This window comes from Micromonospora globbae (assembly GCF_003610785.1).
Classification (GTDB): domain Bacteria; phylum Actinomycetota; class Actinomycetes; order Mycobacteriales; family Micromonosporaceae; genus Micromonospora; species Micromonospora globbae.
In genome coordinates, this window is record NZ_RAQQ01000026.1 from 47,291 (window position 1) to 68,678 (window position 21,388).

Consider the following 21,388-nt stretch of genomic DNA (forward strand, 5'->3'; position numbering starts at 1 on the left):
GTGGGCCGGTGCGGGTTCCGCCGCCTGCCTCCGGCGGCGGACCCCGCACCGGGGCCGGGCGTGCGGGGCGGGCCGCGCCCGGCGGGGCACGGCCCGGCGCACTACTGCTTTCCGCCGAGCGTGGTGTACGCCTCGGCCGCGTTCTCCTTGGTGATCTGCATGGTGCCGAGCGTGGTGGTCTTCGGGACGTCGGTGGCGCAGTCGACGAGGATCTTCTTGGCCATGTCGATGGCCTCACGCCCGCCCGTCGGGTACTGGAACGTCGCCTGCAGCCGCCCCTGCTCGACGGCCTTGATGCCGCCGGACGGCACGGGCAGGGCGTCGATGCCGGTGAACTTGATGGTGCTCTCCTTGCCGGCGGCCTTCGCCGCGAGGTACGCGCCCTCGGCCATCGGGTCGTTGTGGGCGTACACGGCGTCGATGTCGGGCTGCGCCTTGAGCATCGCGTCCATGACGCTCTGGCCCTTCTCCCGCAGCCACTCGGCGGTCTGGCTGGCCACGATCTCGATCTTCGGGTTGCTCGCGATGCCCTCCCGGAAGCCCTGGGCGCGCTCGGCCGCCGGGGTGGAGCCCGGCAGGCCGGAGATCTCGACGACCTTGCCGCCCTGCGGCAGCAGCGTCTTGGCGTAGTACTCGCCCGCCGCGCGCCCGATGGCGACGTTGTCGCCGCCGATGAAGGCGGTGTACGCGTCGCCCTCCACCTTGCGGTCCAGCACGATGACCGGGATCCCCTGGTCGTACGCCTTCTTGACGACCGCGGTGAGCGGCTTCGCCTCGTTCGGCGAGATGATCAGCAGGTCGATGCCCTGGGAGAGGAAGTTCTCCACGTCGGCGACCTGCTTGCTGTTGTCCTGGGCCGCGTCCGAGACGACCACCTTGAACCCGGGCACGTCCTTCGCCGCGTTGGTGACGTCGTCGTTCATGACCTGCCGGTACGGTTCGGCGTTGTTGGCCTGCGACATGCCGATGAGGAAGTCCTTGCCGCTGCCGCACTTCGCCGAGGCGTCGGTGCCGCTGCCGGGTTCGTCCTTCTCGATGCTGCACGCCGAGGTGGTGGCGAGCACGGTGAGCGCCAGGATGGCGACCGCTCTCCGGGCGTAACGCATGGTGTCCTCCGGGTTGGTGGTGGGGGTCAGGCGATGCGGGGGCGGAGCTTCTGCAACGCGGCGGCAGCGACGATGACCAGTCCCTTGACGACCAGCTGCACGTTCGCGTCGATGTTGTTGAGGGCGAGGATGTTGTTGAGGATCCCGAGCAGCAGCGCGCCGGCGATGGTGCCGCCCATCGACCCGCTGCCGCCGGCGAGGCTCGTCCCGCCGATGACCACGGCCGCGATCGCGTCCAGCTCGTAGCCGGCGCCGTCGTTCGGGCTGCCCTGGTTGAGCTGCCCGGCGTGGATGATCCCGGCCAGCGCGGCGAGCAGGCCGGAGATGGCGAAGACGGTGATCCGGACCCGGCGGACCGGCACGCCGGAGAGCCGGGCGGCCTTCTCGTTGCCGCCGATGGCGTACACGTGCCGGGCGAAGGCCGTGCTGCGCAGCACGAGGAGGGCACCGACCCCGATGGCGAGGAACAGGACGGCCGGCACCGGCAGCACCCCGTTGATCGACCCGCTCAGCAGCGAGAACGCCTCGGGGGCCTCCTGCGGCCCGTCGCCGTACGCGATGGGGATGCCGAGCCCGCCGGACCACATCCGGGCGATGCCGCGTGCCGCCTGGAGGCCGGCGAGGGTCACGATGAACGACTGGATGCCGAGCCGGGCGACGATCGCCCCCTGGGTGGCGCCGAAGGCGGTGCCGATGAACAGCACGATGAGCACCGTCGGCAGGATGCCCAGGCCGCTGTTCACCATCAGCGTGGCCGACCCCACGGCGGCCAGCCCGAGCACCGCGCCGACCGAGAGGTCGATCCCCCCGATCAGGATGACGAACGTCATGCCGACCGCGATGATGCCGATCTCCGAGACCGCGCGGACGATGTTCGCGAGGTTGCCGGAGCTGAGGAAGACGTTCTCGCCGTTGCGGACGGGCGACACCGCGATGGCGATCAGGAACACGGCCACCAGGCCGAACAGGCTCTGGAACCGGAAGAAGCTGTCGACGATCGCGTGCCGGTCCCGGGGCAGCCGGAGCGGGCGCCGGGGTGGCGTCTCCGGCGGCGCCTCGGCGACGGCGGTGGGGTTGGGCGGGTTCATCGGGCCTCCTTGGCATCGTCGCCGTTGGCCGCGGCGAGGATCGCTTGCTGGGTGGCGGACGCCCGGGGCAGCGTGGCCACGGTGCGACCGCGGTGCAGGACGACGACCCGGTCGCAGAGGCTGAGCAGCTCCGGCAGTTCGGACGAGGCGAGCAGGATCGCCATGCCGGTGTCGGCGAGCCGGTGCAGCAGCCGGTAGATCTCCGCCTTGGCCCCGATGTCGACGCCTCTGGTCGGCTCGTCGAGCAGGAGCAGGCGCGGCCGCGTGAGCAGTTGCTTGGCGAAGACGATCTTCTGCTGGTTGCCGCCGGAGAGCGTGGCGGCGGCGACCGCCGGCGAGGCGGCCTTCACGGCGAGGGCACGCAGCTGCTCGGCCACCGTACGCCTCACCGCGGTCCGGCGGACCACGCCGAGCGCGGTCAGTGACGACAGCGCGGAGAGCACCACGTTGTCGGTCACGGAGTGCTCCAGCATCAGCCCGGCGCCGCGCCGGTCCTCGGGCACGAACGCCACACCGCGCGCGAGCGCCGACCGGGGTCCCCGGGGCCGGTACGGGCGGCCGTCGATGGTCACGGCGCCGCTGCGCCGCCCGGCGCCGCCCGCCCCGAACAGCGTCTCGAGGAGTTCGGTGCGGCCGGCGCCCATCAGACCGGCGAGCCCCACGATCTCGCCGGAGCGCACCGTGAGGTCCACCCCGGCGGGCTCGGTCCGCCCGGGTGTCGGCCGCCGGGGGGTCACGGCGAGCCCGCGTACGTCGAGCAGCACGTCCCCGGGCTCGTTGCGGCCCTCGCCGTACAGGGCGTCGACGGACCGCCCCACCATCAGCTGGATGATCTCGTCGCGGGAGGCGGTCCTCGGGTCGACGGTGCCCGCGACACCGCCGTTGCGCAGCACGGTGACCCGGTCCGCGACGACCTCGATCTCGGCCATCCGGTGGGAGATGTAGACGATGCCGACGCCGGCGCGGCGCAGTTCGGCGATCGTCGCGAAGAGCCGGTCCACCTCGGCGTCCGCGAGCGCGGCGGTCGGTTCGTCCATGATGAGCACCCGCGCGTCCAGCGACAGCGCCCGGCCGATCTCGACCAGTTGCTGTTCGCCGACGCGCAGCGAACCCACGAGGCGGCGCGGGTCGAGGTCGGCGCCGAGCGTCCGCAGGTGCTCGGCCGCCTGCCGGCGCATCCGCCTCGTGTCGACGGTGCCCAGGCGGGTGCGCGGCTCGCGTCCGAGGAACATGTTCTCCGCGATGGACAGGCCCGCGACGAGGTCCAGCTCCTGGTGGATCGTGGCGATCCCGGCGCGCTGGGCGTCCGCGGGCCCACCGAAGGCGACCGTCCGCCCGTCGACCTCGATCGTGCCGTCGTACTCGGTGATCACCCCGGACAGGATGTTGATCAGCGTCGACTTGCCGGCGCCGTTCTCGCCGAGCAGCGCGTGCACCTCACCGGCGGTGACGGTGAGGTCGATGTCGCGGCAGGCGTGCACACCGCCGAACCGTTTCCCGATGCCGGTCATCCGGACCAGCGGGCCTTTCGTCATGCGGCACCTCGTGGGGCTCGTGCGGGATCTGCTGCGGTCGGGGGCGGTGTCGCCGGGCCCGGGGGCGGGCCCGGCGACACCGTGCCGGTCACGAGGTGAGCTGCGCCTCGACGTAGTCGAGGCCGGCCAGGTACCCGACGGACGCCGGGGCCTTGCCGGTCACCGTGAGGGTGAGCGTGTGCGCGCCCGCCGTCAGGTCCCGCTGGCCGTAGTCCAGCGGCTCGCTGACGACCACCTCCGGCGAGTGGTACGCGTCGAAGGGGTCACCGATCGGGGTGCCGTCGATCGCCACCGTGTTGACGCCGTAGTCCCGGGCGAGCGTCTGCACCAGGCGCAACCGGTAGGTGCCGGTCGTGGGGACCGTGAACGACACCGTGACGCTGCGGCCCGGCGCGTCGGGCCGGAACCACAGTTGCGCGCCCTGGGACCAGTGGATGCCGCAGCAGTCCCCCTGCACCTCGGCCGGCGCGTCGGCGCTGACGGCGGGCAGGAGCGACTCGGCCTCGATCCGCAGCGTGGTGCCGGTCCTCGCGGAGGCGACCGCCGAGTACGCGCCGGCGTTGCCCGCCGCGTCCACGGCGCGGACCCGGTAGTACCAGGTCTCGCGCAGGCCCAGCCCGGAGTGCGTGAAGCTGGTCCGGGTCGTGGTGCCCACACGGTTGCCCGGGCCCGGCGTGAAGCCGGCCTGCCGGGAGGCGTACACCTCGTAGTGCGGGGCGTACACGTCGTCGCTCGCCGGCTCCCAGGACAGCGTCACGGCGTTGGTGGTTCCGCTGGTGGCGGTGAGACCGGTGACCGGGCTCGGTCGGGTGTGGTCGGTGAACGGGGTGACCAGGCTGAGCGCCGCGTACCGGGCGGCGGACCAGGCCGGCGCGCCGTCGGTGGGCGTCAGGGTGACGGTCACCGCCGACCGGCCCGCGGTGAGCGCGGCCGGGAGCCGGTACTCGTCCTCCAGCCACCGGTGGGTGCCGTTGGCCAGGGGCTGGGTCCAGGTGCCGGCGTCACGCCCGTCGACCCGGACGGCCACCGACTGGTACCCGGCCGACTGGTCGCCGATCCGGCGCAGGACCGCACCGTGGTTGTCCGCGTCGAGGGCGACCCGGAACCGGATCGGGGTGGTGGAGGCCCGGGTGTCGTCGGTGACGGGCCGGGGGGCGCCGTCGTCGCCCTCGAAGGTCGCCGTGAGCACCTGCCGCTCGCCGCCGGAGGCGTACGCGTGCGCGGCCTCGCTGGCGGCGTCGCCCACGTCGACCGTGTCCGTCCAGCGCTGCGCGACGGTGTCCTGCCCGTACCAGTACGCGGTGGAGCCGTACCGGGCCGGGTCCTGGTCGCCCGGGCCGTGCTCGATGCCGAACCGCAGGGCCGTGCCGAACGCCACCGAGTCGGCGAGCATGAGCCGGTACGCGCCCGTGCAGTCGTACCGGCAGCCGTAGTCGGCGACCTCGTGGGCCGGGTTGCCGTTGGTGGGTGCCGAGAAGGTGCCGTGGTTGAAGTACCAGCCGCTCTCGTAGAAGTCCTCGGTCCCGGTGCCGTGGATGCTCGGGCTCTGCGCGCCGTCGACGTAGACCCGCTCGTCGCCCTCCAGGTAGTTGCGCTGGTTGCCGGAGGGGATGTGCCCCTCCATGGTGTGGGTGACCCCCACGAACTTGCCGCGCCCGGCCACGTCGAGGAAGAGGTGGTCGGCGCCGGGCACGGTGTCCGCGCTGGTCGCCGTGGCGCGGAAGTAGCCGGCGTCACCGGTGGGGCGCAACGCCGGAGCCCAGCGGGCGGACCGGGCGGTCGTCACGGTGGCCACCGACGGCGCGATGGGGACGTCGGAGCCGTTGCGCAGCTCGACCGTCCAGCGGGACCGGTAGGGCATCGGCCACCAGGACGACAGCGTGCTGGTCGCCGGGTCGACGCCGAACATCAGCGACCGCACCGGGTGCAGCCCGAGGCCGGTGCCGAAGAACTCGCCGAGCGGGGCGTCCACGGTGGTCCGTCCGTCGAACGTGATGCGCAGGCGGGTCTGCCGCAGCACCGCGTCGGACGCGGCGACGGCCGCCTTGCGCTCGGCGTCCGCCGGGTAGGACAGGGTGTTGCTGCCCTGCCAGTTCTGGGCGGTGATCCGGTAGGCGTGTGCGGCCTCGGCGTCGGCGTGCGCGGGGCCGACGTCGACGGTGTCGGTGCGCCTGGCCGTGCCGGAGACGATGCTGTCGACCCAGTAGGTGAACTCGTTGAAGTCCAGGTCGGAGGAGACGAACTCGTTGGTGACGGTCAGCGTGGACTTGCCGGCCGTGGCGCTGGCCGGCAGTTCGACGGTCTGGTCCAGCCAGGTGCCGAACGGCACCGGGTCGTTGGCCGGCCACTCGGCGACCGGTACGCCGTCCACGAGGATCCGCGCCCGCTGGTGACCGATGTGCGGGTCGAGCCGGCGGGTGAGCCGGACGCCGGTGTTGGCCGGGTCGACCGTCACGGTGAACCGGCTGCTGCCGCCGGGGCCGAAGGCGCGCCCGTCGTCGGCGATCGGCTGGGGTGCGCCGACGAGCTGCGGCATGCGCAGCGTGAGGGCCGTGATGGCGCCGGGGCCCACGCCGCTGGCGAGGGTCGTGCGGCCGCCGGCCGGTACGGAGAAGGGGCGTTCGACGGTGGTCGCGCCCGGCTGCGCGGGCTTGGGATCCCGGGTGCCGGCGGCCTTCAGCCGCTCGACGACGTCGAGGGCCTTGTCCGACGGGTCGAAGGTGCGCACGCCCTCGGCGCTGGTGAACTTCCGGTAGGTGACGTGGTAGAAGACCGGGTTCTTCTCCGTCACGACCCGCATGGAGCCGCGGTACGTCATGGGCGCCTTGATGTAGACGCCGCCGGAGCTCTGGGCCGCGTTGGCGACGACCGGGTAGACGAACGGGGCGCCGAGCTTGCCGTCCACGACGTCCTGGAGCCGGGCGTCGAGCACGGTCCGGCCGTCGAGGACGACCTTGATGGTGCCGGTGGCCGAGACGTTGCCCTCGTCGCGGGTGAACCAGATGGAGTCGATCTCGCCGGCGCCGGTGGCCTCGGCGAGGACGCACCCCTCCGCGGTGGTGCGCAGGCAGGAGTACCGGCCGGAGAAGCCGTCGTCGTTGCCGCCGGTGCGGTCGAAGCTGGAGAACTGGTAGGCCCGGGAGCCGTCGGTGAGTTCCGGGAGCCGGTCGAGCCGGCGGTAGACGTCCCAGCCGACGGGACCGTTCGTGGTCGAGCCGGTGGCGGCCGCGGCTGGTCCGGGGAGACCGACCAGGGCGCCGCCGGCGACGAGCGTCGCCGTGGCCGCGGCGGCGAGCAGCCGGCGGCCGGGGGTACGTGGTGCGCGGGTGGTGGGTGTCATGAATCGCCTTCCACATCGGTGGGTGGGGCGGGTCAGGTGCGGCAGGGCAAGGAATCGATTTCTCGCTGCAGTAGCGTCAGGGTAGGCAGACGCCGCGCGGCGGTCAATCCTCGACTGTCGATTACGAGGTCGCGGACATCCCGGCGTTGACAGCCTCGCAGGCCACTCTTATGGTCCTCGATCAGAACCGAGCAAACGATTTCTCCGTTTGCGAAGAGACGCCGCGACCGCTGCGGCGGGCTGGGAGGCGCCCGTGCCCCGACTCGTCGTCCTCACCGGATTCCTCGGCGCGGGCAAGACCACCACGATGCTGGCCGCCGGGCGGCTGCTCACCCGGCGCGGCGACCGGGTCGCCGTCATCACGAACGACCAGGGCAGCGACCTCGTCGACACCCGGCTGGCCCGGGAGGCGGTACCCGACGTCGCCGAGGTCACCGGCGGATGCTTCTGCTGCCGGTTCGACGAACTCGCCGACCTCGTGACCGACCTGGTCGACGCCGGACGGGTGGACACCGTCCTGGCCGAGGCCGTCGGCAGCTGCACCGACCTGCAGGCGACCGTCGTCCGACCGCTACGCGCCCACTACGGGGACCGCCTCGCCCTGGCTCCGCTCACCACCGTCGTCGACCCGGCACGCGTCGGCGCCCTCGACGGCGACCTCGGCTACCTCTTCGACCGCCAGCTCGCGGAGGCGGACCTCATCGCGGTCAACAAGTCGGACACCCTCCCCCGGGCCGGGCTGGACGCGCTCCTGCACCGGATGCGCCGCGCCCACCCCGACGCCGACGTGCTCGGGTACAGCGCGGGCCGGGGCGAGAACCTCGACGACCTCGTGTCGCGATGGACCGGCGCCGGACGCCGGCGGGACGTCGACCTGGAGGTCGACTACGACCGGTACGCCGCGGCCGAGGCGCAGCTCAGCTGGCTGAACCAGGTCTGGCAGGTCACGGCCGACGGCGGGTTCCCGGCGCGGCGCTGGGCGCACGTCGCGCTCGACTCGCTCTCCGCCGCCTGCGCGCGGCGCGGTGACGTCATCGGTCACGCCAAACTCGCCGTCCAGTCACCCGCCGGGCTGGTCCGCATGAGCGTCGTGGCCGCCGGTGACCCGCCGACGCACGAACCCGCCGGACCCGAGGAACCACCGGTGGCGAGCGCCACCGTGCTCGTCAACGTCCGCGCCACCTGCCCACCGGCCGACCTCGAATCGCTGGTCCGGGCGGCCGCGTACACGGCCGACCTGGCCGTCGGCGCCACCGCCCGGCCCGGCCCGGCGCGCGCCTTCGCCCCGTCCTATCCCCGGCCCGTGCACCGCCTTCCCGCCGCACCGGCATGACCCGTCAGGAGCCACGAATGGCCGACCAGTCGTACGACGAGTGCTGCCCCGGCAACGCCTGCAGCCCCAACCGTCGCCAGTTCCTCACCATCACCCTCGGGGCCGCCGCCGGCACGGTGCTCGCCGGCTCCCGGGCCGAGGCCGCCGCCGCGCTGGGCGTACCCGAGGACCGGCTGATCGCGGTGCCGGTCGACAAGGCGCTGCCCCCCGACTGGTCCGCGGAGCTGTACCGCCGGGGCGAGCCCACCAGCTACGAGGGAGCCGACCTGCGCTGGATCGGGATGCCGATCGGCGGCGGCGCCGCCGGCCAGCTGTACCTCGGCGGCGACGGGCGGCTCTGGAACTGGGACATCTTCAACCGGCCGGCAGCCGGCACCACCGACGCCGGCTACGCGAACCCGCGACAGCCCTCCTCCCCGATCCGGCACGGTTTCGCGCTGCGGACCCGGTCCGCCGGCCGCGTCCAGACCCGGGCCCTCGACGCCGCCGGCTTCGACCAGGTGCGCTTCACCGGGCAGTACCCCCTCGGCCGCGTGCGGTACCGCGCCGCCGACGCCCCCGTCGAGGTCACGCTGGAGGCGTTCTCGCCGTTCGTTCCGCTCTCGGTGGCGGACTCGACCCTCCCGGCGACCGTCCTGGCCTACACGCTGCGCAACACCTCGGGACGGACCGTCGACGCCACCCTGCTCGGGTACGTGGAGAACCCCGTCTGCCTCGACACGCGGACGCAACGGGGCGTGACGCTGCGGTCGTCCGCGTTCGGCGGCCGGTCGCTGCGCGGGATCGCGTTCTCCGCCGCCGAGCAGACGGAGACGGCCGACCGCCCCGACATCGTCTTCGAGGACTGGGAGCGCGACACGTACGAGGGCTGGACCGTCGAGGGCACGGCGTTCGGCGCCGGCCCGGTGCCGGTCTCGGAGATCCCGGACTACATGAAGCGCAGCGGCCCCCTCAACGCCACCGGGCAGCGTCTGGTCACGTCCCACGACTTCCGCGGCGCCGGCGGCGACATCGGGCGGGCCGACGCGCCGACCGGCCGGCTCACCAGCAGGCCGTTCACCATCACCCGCAGGTCGGTCCGGCTGTCCCTCGGCGGCGGCAACCACCCCGGGCAGACCTGCGTCAACGTGGTGGTCGACGGTGCGGTCGTGGCCACGGCGACCGGCCGGGACACCGAGGTGATGCACACCGTCTTCCTCGACGTGGCGGCGCACGAGGGGAAGTCCGCGGTCATCGAGATCGTCGACGACCACACGGGCGCCTGGGGGCACGTCAACTGCGACCGGATCGTGTTCACCGACGTCGCCCCCCGCCCCGAGATCGTGTTCGAGGACTGGGAACGGGACACGTACGAGGGCTGGACCGTCGAGGGCACGGCGTTCGGCGCCGGCCCGGTGCCGGTCTCCGAGATCCCGGACTACATGAAGCGCTTCGGCGACCTCGGGGCGTCCGGCCAGCGGTTCGTGACCTCGCACGACTTCCGTGGCGCCGGCGGCGACGCGGGTCGGGCCGACGCCGCCACCGGCAAGCTCACCAGCCGGCCGTTCACCGTCGCGCGCCGCTACGTCAACGTGGCCGTGGGCGGCGGCAGCCACCGCGGCACCACCTGCGTGAACCTCCTGGTCGACGGGGTGCTGGTGGCCAGCGTGGCCGGCCGCGACGCGGAGCCGGTGAGCGTGGCGACCATGAACGTCTTCGCCTACCAGGGCCGCACGGCGGTCATCGAGATCGTGGACGCGGACACCGGCGGGTGGGGTCACGTCAACGTCGACCGCATCGTCTTCAGCGACGTACCGACGGACACCCGGCCGCTGGAGCAGGTCCCCGACCACGGCACGCTCGCGCTCGCCGCGCTGGACGGCCGGGCCGTCGCGCGGCCGTCGGTCGCCCGCTGGGACGGCCCGGACGAGGTCTTCGCCGCCGAGGACGGCCCCACCGAGGTGGACGGCTCGCTGGCCGGGCAGGCCGGGTCGGTGGCCGTTCCGGTCCGGCTGGCGCCCGGCCAGAGCCGGACCGTACGGTTCGTGCTCGGCTGGCACTTCCCCGTGCCCGACCGGGTCTCGCTCGGGTTCCTGCGCGGGTCGGACACCCTGCGCCGGCAGTACGGCGGCCGGTTCGCCGACGCCCGGGCCGTCGTGGAGCACGTGGCCGGCGACCTCGACCGGCTGGAGGCCGACACCCGCGCCTGGGTGAAGACCTGGTACACCGACGCCACCCTGCCGCACTGGTTCCTGGAGCGCACGCTGGCGCCCGCGTCGACGCTCGCCACCAACACCTGCTACCTCTTCGACGACGGCCGGTTCTACGGGTGGGAGGGCGTCTACTGCTGCCCCGGCACCTGCGAGCACGTGTGGAACTACGCCCAGTCGATCGCCCGGCTCTTCCCCCAGCTGGAACGCGACACACGCAGCAGGGTGGACCTCGGCATCGGGTTCCACCCGGACACGGGCCAGATCGGCAACCGCGCGGAGGCCGACATGGCCTGGGCTACCGACGGGCAGTGCGGCACGATCCTGCGCTGCTACCGGGAGCACCTGACGGCGCCCGACGACACCTACCTGCGGGCGAACTGGTCCCGCCTGCGGCGCGCGCTGGAGTGGGTCATGGACCACGACGCGGGCCCGAACGGCACGCTGGACGGCGCCCAGCCGAACACGCTGGACACCGTCTGGTACGGCGAGATCGCCTGGATCACCGGCATGTACGTGGCGGCGCTGCGGGCCGGCGCGGAGATGGCCGACGAGATGGGCCAGTCCGAGTTCGCCGACCGGTGCCGCGCCCTGGCCGAGTCGGGCAGCCGGTACCTGTCGACCGAGCTGTACAACGGCGAGTACTTCATCCAGAAGGTCGACCCGGCGCACGCCGACGTGATCAACAGCAACCGGGGCTGCCACATCGACCAGCTCTTCGGGCAGAGCCTCGCCGGCCAGCTCGGGCTGCCGCGCGTCGTACCGGCGGAGCAGGCGGTCAGCGCCCTCGAAAGCCTCTACCGGTACAACTTCACCCCCGACCACGCCGCGTACCGGGAGGGCAGCGCCATCGCCGGCGGCCGGTGGTTCGCCATGGACCACGAGTACGGCATGCTCATGACCACCTGGCCGCACGGCGGCGGCGACACCGCGGCCGGAAACCCGGCGAGCTGGGCCGCCATGTACTTCAACGAGGTGTGGACCGGGCAGGAGTACCAGGTCGCCGCGCACATGCTCCAGGAGGGGCTGGTCGAGCCCGGGCTGACGCTCACCCGGGCCGTGCACGAGCGGTACGCCGCCGGCCGGCGCAACCCGTACAACGAGATCGAGTGCGGCGACCACTACGCCCGGGCCATGGCCAGTCACGGGGTGTACCTCGCGGCGTGCGGTTTCGAGTACCACGGTCCGCGCGGCCACATCGGCTTCGCGCCGCGCATCAGCCCGGACCGGTTCGCGGCGGCGTTCACCGCCGCCGAGGGGTGGGGCCTGTACCGGCAGGAGCGGCACGGCGGGCACCTCGCCGCCACGCTCGACGTCCGGTACGGCCGCCTGCGGGTGGCCAGCGTCGCACTGGCCTCGGCGCGGCGCCCCCGAAACGTAACGGTACGCCTCGGCAACCGCACGCGGCCGGTCCGTGACTGGTCGTACCGGGACGGGCGTATTCTCGTTACCTTGGCCGCCGAGGTCGTGGTCGGTCGGGGTGAGGCCCTCCGGGTCACCGTCAACGGCTGACGGCGCCCGGCGACCCACACGCTCTCCGTGACGGGTCGCCGACCTCGGAAGGCCCATGACAAATCCGTCGTTTACCGCCCGTAGGATGCCGGGTTCTCCGCACCGACGAGGGTGCGGGGTCCGGCGCCCGTTCACGGGCTCGTCATCGTAGGAGTCGACCGGATGGAGGCGAATGGCGACGATCTATGACGTGGCACGACAGGCCCAGGTGTCGCCCGCGACGGTGTCACGGGTGCTGAACGGCCGTACCACCGTCGATCCAGCCATGGCTGCGCGCGTGCACCAGGCGATGCGGGACCTCGACTACCGCCCCAACGCGGTCGCCCGCAACCTGCGCCTCAGCCAGACCAGCCTCTGGGCGGTCATCATTTCCGACATCGGGAACCCGTTCTTCACCTCGATGGTGCGCGGGGTCGAGGACGTCGCGCAGGGCGCCGGCTACTCGGTGGTGCTGTGCAACAGCGACGAGGACCCGGAGAAGGAGTCCCGGTACATCGCCGCGGCCCTGGCCGAGCGGATGGCCGGGGTCATCATCTCGACGTCCGGCCGGTCCACGGTGATCAACCGGTTGGTCGAGGCACGCATCCCCGTCGTCGCGATCGACCGTCAGCTGCGCGGCGTCACCATCGACACGGTGCTCGTCGACAACGTGCAGGGCGCGGAGCTGGCCACCACCCATCTGCTCGACAACGGCTACCGGCGGGTCGCCTGCATCACCGGTCCCCGCCGCATCTCCACCGCGGCGCAGCGGCTGCGCGGGTACCAGCGCGCGCTGCGGTCGCGCGGGCACGAGGCGAGCGACAGCCTCGTGCGGCACGCGGACTTCCGCGAGGAGGGCGGCTACCGGGCCATGGCGTCCCTGCTCGACAGCGACGACCCGCCGGACAGCGTCTTCGCGACCAACAACCTGATGACCGTCGGCGCCGTCGAGTGCCTCGTCGACCGGGGTGTGCGGGTGCCCGCGGAGTTCGGGGTGGTGGGCTTCGACGACATCCCCTGGGCCCACCTCGTCCGGCCCTCGCTGAGCACCGTCTCCCAACCGACGTACGACCTCGGTCGGGCGGCCGCCGTGCTGCTCACCGAGCGCATCGCCAACCCGGCGCGGCCGCCGTCGACCGTCACGCTCAGCACGGTCCTCCAGGTACGCGAGAGCTCCACCCGCCCGAGCTGACCCGGACCGCACGGGGGCGGGGAGCCTGCCCCCAGTTCGCGTCAGGCTCCCCGCCCGTCCCCACCGTCCCCCATGGCGGTGGTCCCGTGCGGCCCGGCCCCGCCTCCCCGCGAGGGCCGGGCCGCCGGCCCTAGATGTTCACGTCACCGCAGAGGTGCACCTGGACGCCGAGTTCGGCGAACATGGCGGCCTTGACCCGCAGCGCCCGGTCCGCGGTCTCCCGGTCCGGCGCGTAGGCGACGTTCACGTGGTTCGCCTTGTGGCGCGCCATCAGCTGGTCACGGCCGACACCGTGCAGCACGGCGTGCATGATCGGCCACTGCGGGTTCGTGGCCTCCAGGCGGCGCCGGGTCTCCTCCGGGGGAAGCTCCACAACCGTCCCCCGGCCGATGTCGACGTGCAGCGCGCCGTCCATGATGAACACCCGCGACCAGACGATCTCCCCCGGCTTCGAGACACCGCTCAGCGTGCCACCGCCCAGCGGGAAGAACATCGGCGGCTGGCGCATGCTGTACGACTTGTCGTACCCGCCGTTGTGGGACGCGGGCACCGAGCCCGAGATCTCGAAGACCCAGACGAAGTCGTCGCCGTACCGCTCGCCCCACCGGACGTCGTGCAGCGTCGTCGCCGGGTCGAGGCCCATGGCCGTCCAGATCCGGTTGGTGACCAGCGAGTCGACGGCCACCCCCTCGTCCACCTCGTTGAAGTGCGGCAGCGGCGCCCCCGCGTAGAGCTCGCGCGTGCCGTCGCGGCTGAGGACCGGTGGCCGCTCGACGTTGTTCAGCAGACCCTCGGCGAGGTCGCTGGCCGGTACGACGTCCTTGAGGCCCTGCTGGTACTGGATGCCGACGGCGTCCAGGCCGAAGTCGTCGGCGATGCGCAGGGCGGCGATGTACATCTTGAACTGGCTCAGCAGCTGGGCGTCGGTCAGCTCGGTGGCCTCGTCGGTCCCGGTGTGGAAGGTCATCCCCGCCTCGTCCAGCCAACGGCGGACCGCGTGGGCCTCCTCGTCCGTCACCCGTGCCATCTCGGCGACCAGCGCGCTCTGCGACAGCCGCTCCTTGTAGATGCCGAGCGGGTTGATCAGCTCGTCGTCGAAGATGGCGTTGTACATGCCCATGCAGCCCTCGTCGAAGACGCCGATGATCGCCTTCTCCCGCGCGAGCTGGGTGGCCAGGGCGCGGCCGAGGTGGACCTCGGCGTCGTCGGGCAGGGCGGGCAGGTCGCGTACGTGGCTGGTGTCGTGGTGCAGCTCCCCCGTCTCCAGCCAGGTGCGCAGCCCGTCGACCGCCCAGTCGTCGGTGAAGTCCTGGCTCCACAACGCCGAGTGCCGCACGCCCGCCTTCGTGAGGCTCGCCGTGAGGTTCAGCAGGCCGACCAGCCCCGGGAACTCGCCGCTCCAGTTGGCCACGACGAGGATGGGCCCGCGGTGGCTGCGCAACCCGGCCAGCACGTGGTGGCTGTACTGCCAGACCGCCTCGACGACGATCAGCGGCGCGTCGACCGGGATCCGCTTGAAGACCTCGATGCCGGCCCGTTGGCTGTCGATGAAGCCGTGGCCCTTGTCCGGGTCGAACGCGTGGCCGCGCTCGACCTTCCAGCCCAGCGCGTTGACCGCCGCGGTGAGGTCGGCCTCCAGCTGCTGCTGGGTGGGCCAGCAGGTGACGTTCGCGCTCAGCCGGAGGTCGCCGCTGGCCACCGTGTAGACGGTGCCGGGTGCCGCCGAGGGTGGATCGGCCAACACGGGCAGCTGGTAACTGGTCATGGGGCGGCTCCTTCGGTGCCTCGGTTGTCGCTGGCGGCCGGCGGGCCGGCCAGCAGACGGACCTGACGTGCAGCGAGCGCGTGCGCGACCCGCTTGGAACTCGTGTACAGCTCGCGGTAGAGCCCGTAGAGCTCGTCGTAGTCGGCGGCGAGCGCGGGGCGGGGCTGCCGGACCTCGCGGACGGGATTCCACGTCTCGATCGAGACGGTCCATCCCGTCTGCGCGGCGAGGAACGCGGCGCCGTAGCTCGCGCCGATGGTCTGCGTGGGGATCACCTGGGCGCGTCCGGTGATGTCCGAGACGATCTGGGTCCAGAGGCCGCCCTGGGTGCCGCCACCGACGGCGACGACGCGCCGGATGTCACCGCCGCTGGCCTCGATGGTCTCGATGTTGTGGCGGACGCCCAGGCCGGTGGCCTCGAGCGCGGCGCGGTAGAGGTCGCCGCGGGTGTGCGAGAGGGTGAGGCCGGCGACGACGCCGCGCGCCTCCGGATCGAGGATGGGGGTCCGCTCGCCGGCGAAGTACGGGAGCATGAGCAGCCCGCGCGCGCCGGGCGCGGAGGCCTCGGCCAACCGGAGCAGTTCCGGATAGTCCGGCGAGCCGAACAGGTCACGCAGCCACGCCGTGACCGCTCCGGACGTCGCGAGTCCACCGGCGAGGTTGCGGGTGCCGGGCAGGGCGCCGACCGTCCCCCACAGCGACGGGTTCGTGAGCCGGCCGGCGACGGTGTGGACGAGGAACATCGTGGTGCCGTACATGAGCATCAGGTCGCCGACGCCCTGGGCGCCGACGCTGATCGCCTCCGACCAGGCGTCGATGGTGCCGGTGACGACCGGGACGCCGGCCGGGAGGCCGGCCTCGGCCGCCGCCCGCGCGGTGACCTCCCCCGCCACCTGCCCCGGCCAGCGCAGTGGGGGCAGGTCGAGGTCGGGGGCGATCTCCTTGGCCCACGGCGCGTACCAGTCCTGGCGTTCGGTGTCGTAGAGCGGCGTGCACTGGCTCGCCGAGTGGTGGTCGAGCACGTACCGGTCGGTGAGGTTGACGACGAGCCACGAGCTGGGCATGAACAGCCGCCGCGCCCGCCGGAACAGCTCCGGCTCGTTGTCGGCCACCCAGGCCACCTTGGCGCCTGCCGCCTGGCTGGACAGCGCCGAACCGCACCGGCGCAGGATCTCCTCCTCGCCGAACCGCTCGGTGAGGCGGGCGATCTGGGCGGTCGACCGCGTGTCGACGCCGTACAGGATGGCCGGTCGCAGCGGCTGGTTCGCGGCGTCGGTGAGCAGCACGCACGGCCCCATGCCGCTCACTCCCACGGCGACGACCTCGGCGTCCTCGGCCGCCAGCAGTTCGCGGCTCAGCGAGACGAACTCCCGCCACCAGACGTCGGCGTCCATCTCCACCCAGCCGGGCCGGGGGCGGCTCACCTCGTGCGACCGGGTGGCCGACCGGAGGACCCGGCCGTCGGCGTCCACGAGGACGCCCTTGCTGCTCGACGTGCCGATGTCGACGCCCAGGACGGCCGCAACCCTCATGGCGCCACTGTTCCAGCAATCGATTTCCGAATCAAGACCGATCCGCGAACGTCTCTCGTCAACCACCGGTCACGCCGACGCCGGCAGGGCAGCGTTCGTGCTGGTGAACGGCGGGGACGCGGAGCCATCGGCGACCGGCCATGTACGGGAAATCGTTAACTCGCTTCGTAGGCCCGCCCCGGGTCGGGCGCTCGCCGCCACCGGACCGGGGATCTGATGTGCGCGGACCCGTACGCCCCCGGTCCCCGTACGGCCACCCGGCGGCAATCTCCGTCCCAAGAATCGATGGTGATCTTCAACCATCCTGAAGGGACCGTCGCATGCCCCATCTCCATCGACGCGCATTCCTCGGGCTGACGGGCGCGGCCGGCGCCGGCGTGGCGGCCGCCATCGCCGGCTTCTCGTCGGCGCCGGCCTGGGCCGATCCCGCGTTCGCCGACAACCCGTTCACGCTGGGGGTCGCCTCCGGTGACCCGCTCCCCGACGGCGTCGTCCTGTGGACCCGCCTCGCGCCGGACCCCCTCGCCGTCGACGGCCTCGGCGGGATGCCGCGACGGGTCGTCCCCGTCTCCTGGCAGGTCGCCGAGGACGACCGCTTCCGCCGGGTCGTCCGCGCGGGCGCGGAGCGGGCCGTTCCGGAACTCGGCCACTCCGTGCACGCCGAGGTCGGCGGGCTCCGCCCCGACCGGGAGTACTTCTACCGGTTCCGCGTCGGCAACCAGCTCAGCCCGGTCGGGCGTACCCGCACGGCGCCCGCGCGCGGCGCGGACCGGCGGCGGCTCGCCTTCGGCTTCGTGTCCTGCCAGAACCTCCCGGCCGGCCACTTCACCGCCTACCGGCACCTGGCCGAGGAGGACCTCGACCTGGTGCTGCACCTCGGCGACTACATCTACGAGGGCGCCGCCGCCGGCACGATCGGCCGGCCGCACCTGCCCGCCGCCGAGATCTTCTCGCTCACCGACTACCGGATCCGGCACGCGCAGTACAAGACGGACCTGGACCTGCAACTGGCACACGCCCGGTTCCCCTGGGCGGTCACCTGGGACGACCACGAGGTCGAGAACAACTACGCCGACGGGACGTCCGAGGACGCGGCGCAGTCGCCGGAGGAGTTCCGCGCCCGGCGGGCGATGGCCTACCAGGCGTACTACGAGCACATGCCGCTGCGCCGGATCAGCATCCCGCACGGCCCCGACATGCGGCTCTACCGCCGCCTGCGGTACGGCGACCTGGCCGAGTTCAACATCCTCGACGGGCGGCAGTACCGGTCCGACCAGGTTCCCACCGGGATGGACGACCCGTCCCGGACCATGCTCGGCTCCGCGCAGGAGAAGTGGCTGCTCGACGGCCTGGCCGCGTCGACGGCGCGGTGGAACGTGCTCGGCAACCAGACGGTCATCGCGCAGGCCGACCGGGATCCCGGCCCCGGCAAGGAGCTGCCCAACGACAACTGGAACGGCTACCCGGCGGCGCGGCAGCGCCTCTTCGACGGCGTGGTCGAGCGCGGCGTCCAGAACATGGTGGTGGTCACCGGCGACGCCCACTGCAGCATGGTCGCCGACCTCAAGCAGAACTTCGACGACCAGGCGTCGCGCACCGTCGGCGTCGAGTTCCTCGGCACGTCCGTCACCTCCGGCGGAGACGGGGCGGACCTCGACGGACGCGGCCGGGAGTGGCTCGCCAGCAACCCGCACATGCGGTTCTACAACGCGCGGCGCGGTTACGTCCGCTGCGAACTCGACCACCGGCAGTGGCGTACCGACTACCGGGTCGTGCCGTACGTCACGGAGCCGGGCGCCCCGGTGTCCACCCGCGCGAGCTTCGTGGTGGAGAGCGGCCGGCCCGGCGTCCAGGTCGACGTGGTCTAGGAGCCGCACCCCGGGTCACCGGCGTCGCCGGTGGCCCGGGCACCGCCCACGCCTCGGGGGACCCCTGCGACGCCGTGTCCGCTCCTATGCTGGGCCGGTGGAGCTGGAGTTCAGCGGCGAGCTGTGGTTCTGGCGAGGGCCGGCGCCGTGGCACTTCGTGACCGTGCCGGCCGAGGGGTGCCGCGAGCTGGAGTCGGCCGCCTCCCTCGTGAGCTACGGCTGGGGGATGATCCCGGTCACCGCCCGGATCGGCGGGACGAGCTGGACGACCTCCCTGTTCCCCAAGGACGGGGGCTACGTGGTGCCGGTGCGGACGTCCGTCCGCACGGCCGAGGGGCTCGACGTGGGTGCCACGGTGACGGTACGCCTGGCCGTCGACGTGTGAGGCGGCCGCACCGACGGAGGCGACCGCTCAGCACGCCTCCGGGCCGGCCGCTCAGCGCGCCTCCAGCAGCGCGAGGTCGCGCAGCGCGTACCGGCGGTGCGCGATGTGCTCGTCCAGCACGACCCGCAGACAGTCGTCCACCGAGTGCGACTCCACGCCCCAGGCGGCGGTCAGCGCGGCCGTGCGGATCTCCTCCAGCTGCGCGTCGGTCACGCCCGCCACGACCCGGCGCATCGTCGCGCGGCGGCCGTCGTACACGGCCAGGACCTCGGCGTACGACGGGCGGGCACTCACCTCGACGCCCAGGTCGGCGGCGTCCTGCCCGGTGATGTCGGTCGGCGGCAGCCCGAGCCGGTGGCAGGGCGCCGGCTCGTCGAGGATCATCCGCCCGACCCAGAGGTCGATGGCGAAGGTCAGGTGCCGCAGCGTCTCGACGAACGACCACTCGTCGTCGACCCGCTCGTGGCGCAGCGGCTCGGGCAGCCGCTCGGCCCGGGCGATCGTCTCCGACCAGAGACGCTCCACGGTGTCCCACATCGCGCGGTGGTCGTCGGCGGTGCGCACGGCGCGGACCTGCACCCGCTCCGGATACCGCCGGTCGAGCTCGGCCGAGACGTACGCCGTGACGTCCACGTCGTCGACGAGGACCCGGGCGTCGTCGGCGTGCCGGGAGACCCGCAGGTCGGTGACGAGCGAACCGACGATGCGGACGCCGGAGAGGTCACACTCGCGGAACGTCGCCCCACTGAGGTCGACGACGTGGAAACGGGCACCGCGGAAGGCGTCGGTGTGCGTGTGCTCCATGGCCATGCGGCGATTGTGGACGGGGGGTCCGACAGACGGGTTCCGCGCCCAGGTGGCGGGCCGGCGGCCCCGCGGCCGGAGGGATCCGGCGCGGGGCCGACGACGCCGCCGGTGCGGTCAGCGCACGCGGACGAAGACCGGGTTCGAGTAGAACCACAGGTCGTCCCACGGGCTCTCGAGCCCGTCGGCGAGCGGCTCCATCTCGTCGGTGCTGGTGCCCCGGACGCGGGCGTACATGTCCTGCTCCACGTCGCGCAGCGTGTGCCGGATGACGAGGTCGGCGCCCTGCCGCTTCCAGTCGCGCGGGCCGAACCGGGCGACCACCCTGGTCGTCGGGTTCGTGTCGGCGTTGACGTCGGCGCTCGGGCCGGTGATGTTGCCGACGATCAGGTCGACGCGCCGCACCTCGGGACGGTCGCCGTTGGCGTTCCGGCCGTCCAGCGGGCGGAACCGGATCTCGATCTCCACGTCGGTGCGGTTGCGGCGGCTCACGCTGATGGTCTCGCCCATCTCGGCCGTGCGGCCCTGGCACGTCGCCGTGAGGTCGAGACTGCGGATCAGGTCACCGGTGGTGACCCAGATGCGCCCGTTGCGCAGGCCGTCCATGATGTCGGCGTAGTCCTGCCGGGCCAGCACGTACGTCTTGCTGTACTCGCCGGGCCAGAAGTCGGAACCGCCGCGCGTCCAGTGCACGTGCGAGTCGGAGGTGGCGGTGATCCACCAGCGCCGGCCCTCACCGAGCAGGGAGTCCCACAGCCCACCGACGCGGGCCGTCATCTGGTCGAAGCCGCCGTGGGTCGGGTAGTTGCCGTAGCCGCCGCGCTTGCCGCCGTTGAGCGGTCCCGCCTGGTGCCCCGGCGCGCCCTCGAAACCGACGTACACGTCCGGCGCCACGTTGTTGCCGTTGCGGAACTCCCGCGGGGTGTCCTGGCCGTACACGCCGAGGCCCGGCGCGGACCGGGACGCGTGGTGCGCGATCACCAGCGGCTTGAGCGGCATGTCCCGCGCGACCTTGAGGAACTCGATCATCTTGGCCTCGGTGTCGCGGCCCGGGTCGGTGGGGAACGCGTCGTACTTGGCGAACCGGCTCTCCAGCTCGAACAGCTGCTTCGCCTCGTCGGCGTGCCGCGGGATCATGAGGGTGTGGTGGTCGAGCGACGGCGCGTCGAACTCCATGCCCCAGAACTGGAGCACCTCGGGCACCAGCTTGCGCGACAGCAGGAGGTCCGGGTACGCCTGCTCGAGGTTGACCTTCGAGTGGGTCGGTCCACCGTGGTCGGTGCACATGGCCCAGGTCAGGCCGAAGTTCTTGGCCATGATGGCGTTGGTCACGATCGGGTAGACCGCGTCGGCGCCCTTGTGGAAGGTGGGCGGGTTCGACGAGGTGTCGAACTCGCCGCTGTACTCGGAGTGGACGTGGTGGTCGCCGGCCCGCCACACCCGCCCGCGCGAGTCGCCCGGCTTCCGGCCACGCTCGTCCTCCTCGTCGGCGAAGGCGGGGGTGGCCGCCACCACCGAGCCGGCGGCGGCCAGGGTGGCGCCGACGCCGGCGTACTTGACCAGTTGCCGCCGGGAGAGCCGGGACTGCTCGACCTGCTCCAGATCCTTGTCCGTCAAGACGACGTGCTCCTCGATTCAGCAGTTGCTGTGTCGACGGAGAGCATCGGGAAGCGCGATGAATCGCCGCTGTACGCGGCGCGGGCAGCCGGTGAACACGGGCGGGCGGGCGTCCGGCAGCGGCGCGCGGTGGTCGAGCCGGC

At 72.8% G+C, this 21,388-nt stretch carries 13 protein-coding genes; 5 read left to right on the top strand and 8 right to left on the bottom strand.

Annotated elements, in window-relative coordinates:
• Positions 1-101 precede the first annotated feature (101 nt).
• The 4 genes from D7I43_RS27500 to D7I43_RS27515 form a co-directional block, all read right to left on the bottom strand.
• A complete protein-coding gene (locus tag D7I43_RS27500) occupies positions 102-1,106 on the bottom strand; it encodes a substrate-binding domain-containing protein (RefSeq protein ID WP_120331482.1) in 1,005 nt (334 codons plus the stop codon).
• A 26-nt stretch (positions 1,107-1,132) separates the two neighbouring features.
• Positions 1,133-2,194, bottom strand: a complete 1,062-nt coding sequence (locus D7I43_RS27505) for an ABC transporter permease (RefSeq protein WP_120331483.1) — start codon at positions 2,192-2,194, stop codon at positions 1,133-1,135.
• Positions 2,191-3,729 carry a sugar ABC transporter ATP-binding protein gene (locus D7I43_RS27510; RefSeq protein WP_120331484.1) on the bottom strand — a complete coding sequence of 513 codons (1,539 nt, stop codon included), beginning with the start codon at positions 3,727-3,729 and terminating at the stop codon, positions 2,191-2,193. Before D7I43_RS27510 ends, D7I43_RS27505 begins: the two co-directional genes overlap by 4 nt.
• An 88-nt stretch (positions 3,730-3,817) precedes the next feature.
• The gene (locus D7I43_RS27515; RefSeq protein WP_120331485.1) at positions 3,818-7,069 is read right to left on the bottom strand and encodes a DUF2961 domain-containing protein; all 3,252 of its coding nucleotides are present in this window, start codon (positions 7,067-7,069) and stop codon (positions 3,818-3,820) included.
• Between the two features lie 253 nt (positions 7,070-7,322).
• On the opposite strand from D7I43_RS27515, the gene D7I43_RS27520 reads away from it, so the two are divergent.
• The 3 genes from D7I43_RS27520 (at position 7,323) to D7I43_RS27530 (ending at position 13,274) form a co-directional block, all read left to right on the top strand.
• Positions 7,323-8,402, top strand: coding sequence for a GTP-binding protein (locus D7I43_RS27520; RefSeq protein WP_204985297.1), 1,080 nt, complete (start codon positions 7,323-7,325; stop codon positions 8,400-8,402).
• 17 nt (positions 8,403-8,419) lie between these two features.
• Positions 8,420-12,103, top strand: coding sequence for a GH116 family glycosyl hydrolase (locus tag D7I43_RS27525; protein WP_204985298.1), 3,684 nt, complete (start codon positions 8,420-8,422; stop codon positions 12,101-12,103).
• Between the two features lie 172 nt (positions 12,104-12,275).
• A complete protein-coding gene (locus tag D7I43_RS27530) occupies positions 12,276-13,274 on the top strand; it encodes a LacI family DNA-binding transcriptional regulator (protein WP_120331487.1) in 999 nt (332 codons plus the stop codon).
• Between the two features lie 130 nt (positions 13,275-13,404).
• On the opposite strand, the gene D7I43_RS27535 is transcribed toward D7I43_RS27530, so the two are convergent.
• Both D7I43_RS27535 and D7I43_RS27540 read right to left on the bottom strand, forming a co-directional pair.
• Complete coding sequence (locus D7I43_RS27535; protein WP_120331488.1) at positions 13,405-15,039, bottom strand: fucose isomerase; 1,635 nt, start codon at positions 15,037-15,039, stop codon at positions 13,405-13,407.
• On the bottom strand, positions 15,036-16,571 hold the full coding sequence (locus tag D7I43_RS27540) for an FGGY-family carbohydrate kinase (protein ID WP_120331489.1): 1,536 nt from the start codon (positions 16,569-16,571) through the stop codon (positions 15,036-15,038). The genes D7I43_RS27535 and D7I43_RS27540 overlap by 4 nt, the downstream gene beginning before the upstream one ends.
• 320 nt (positions 16,572-16,891) lie before the next feature.
• Between D7I43_RS27540 and D7I43_RS27545 the strand changes: the two genes are divergently transcribed.
• Positions 16,892-18,439, top strand: coding sequence for an alkaline phosphatase D family protein (locus tag D7I43_RS27545; RefSeq protein WP_120331490.1), 1,548 nt, complete (start codon positions 16,892-16,894; stop codon positions 18,437-18,439).
• A 97-nt stretch (positions 18,440-18,536) separates the two neighbouring features.
• Complete coding sequence (locus tag D7I43_RS27550) at positions 18,537-18,824, top strand: DUF1905 domain-containing protein (RefSeq protein WP_120331491.1); 288 nt, start codon at positions 18,537-18,539, stop codon at positions 18,822-18,824.
• A gap of 51 nt (positions 18,825-18,875) precedes the next feature.
• Here the strand turns inward: D7I43_RS27550 and D7I43_RS27555 are convergent, their stop codons facing one another.
• Complete coding sequence (locus D7I43_RS27555; protein WP_204985299.1) at positions 18,876-19,634, bottom strand: DinB family protein; 759 nt, start codon at positions 19,632-19,634, stop codon at positions 18,876-18,878.
• A 111-nt stretch (positions 19,635-19,745) separates the two neighbouring features.
• Positions 19,746-21,245: a CehA/McbA family metallohydrolase domain-containing protein gene (locus D7I43_RS27560; protein ID WP_120331492.1), complete on the bottom strand. Its 1,500-nt coding sequence runs from the start codon at positions 21,243-21,245 to the stop codon at positions 19,746-19,748.
• Positions 21,246-21,388 lie beyond the last annotated feature (143 nt).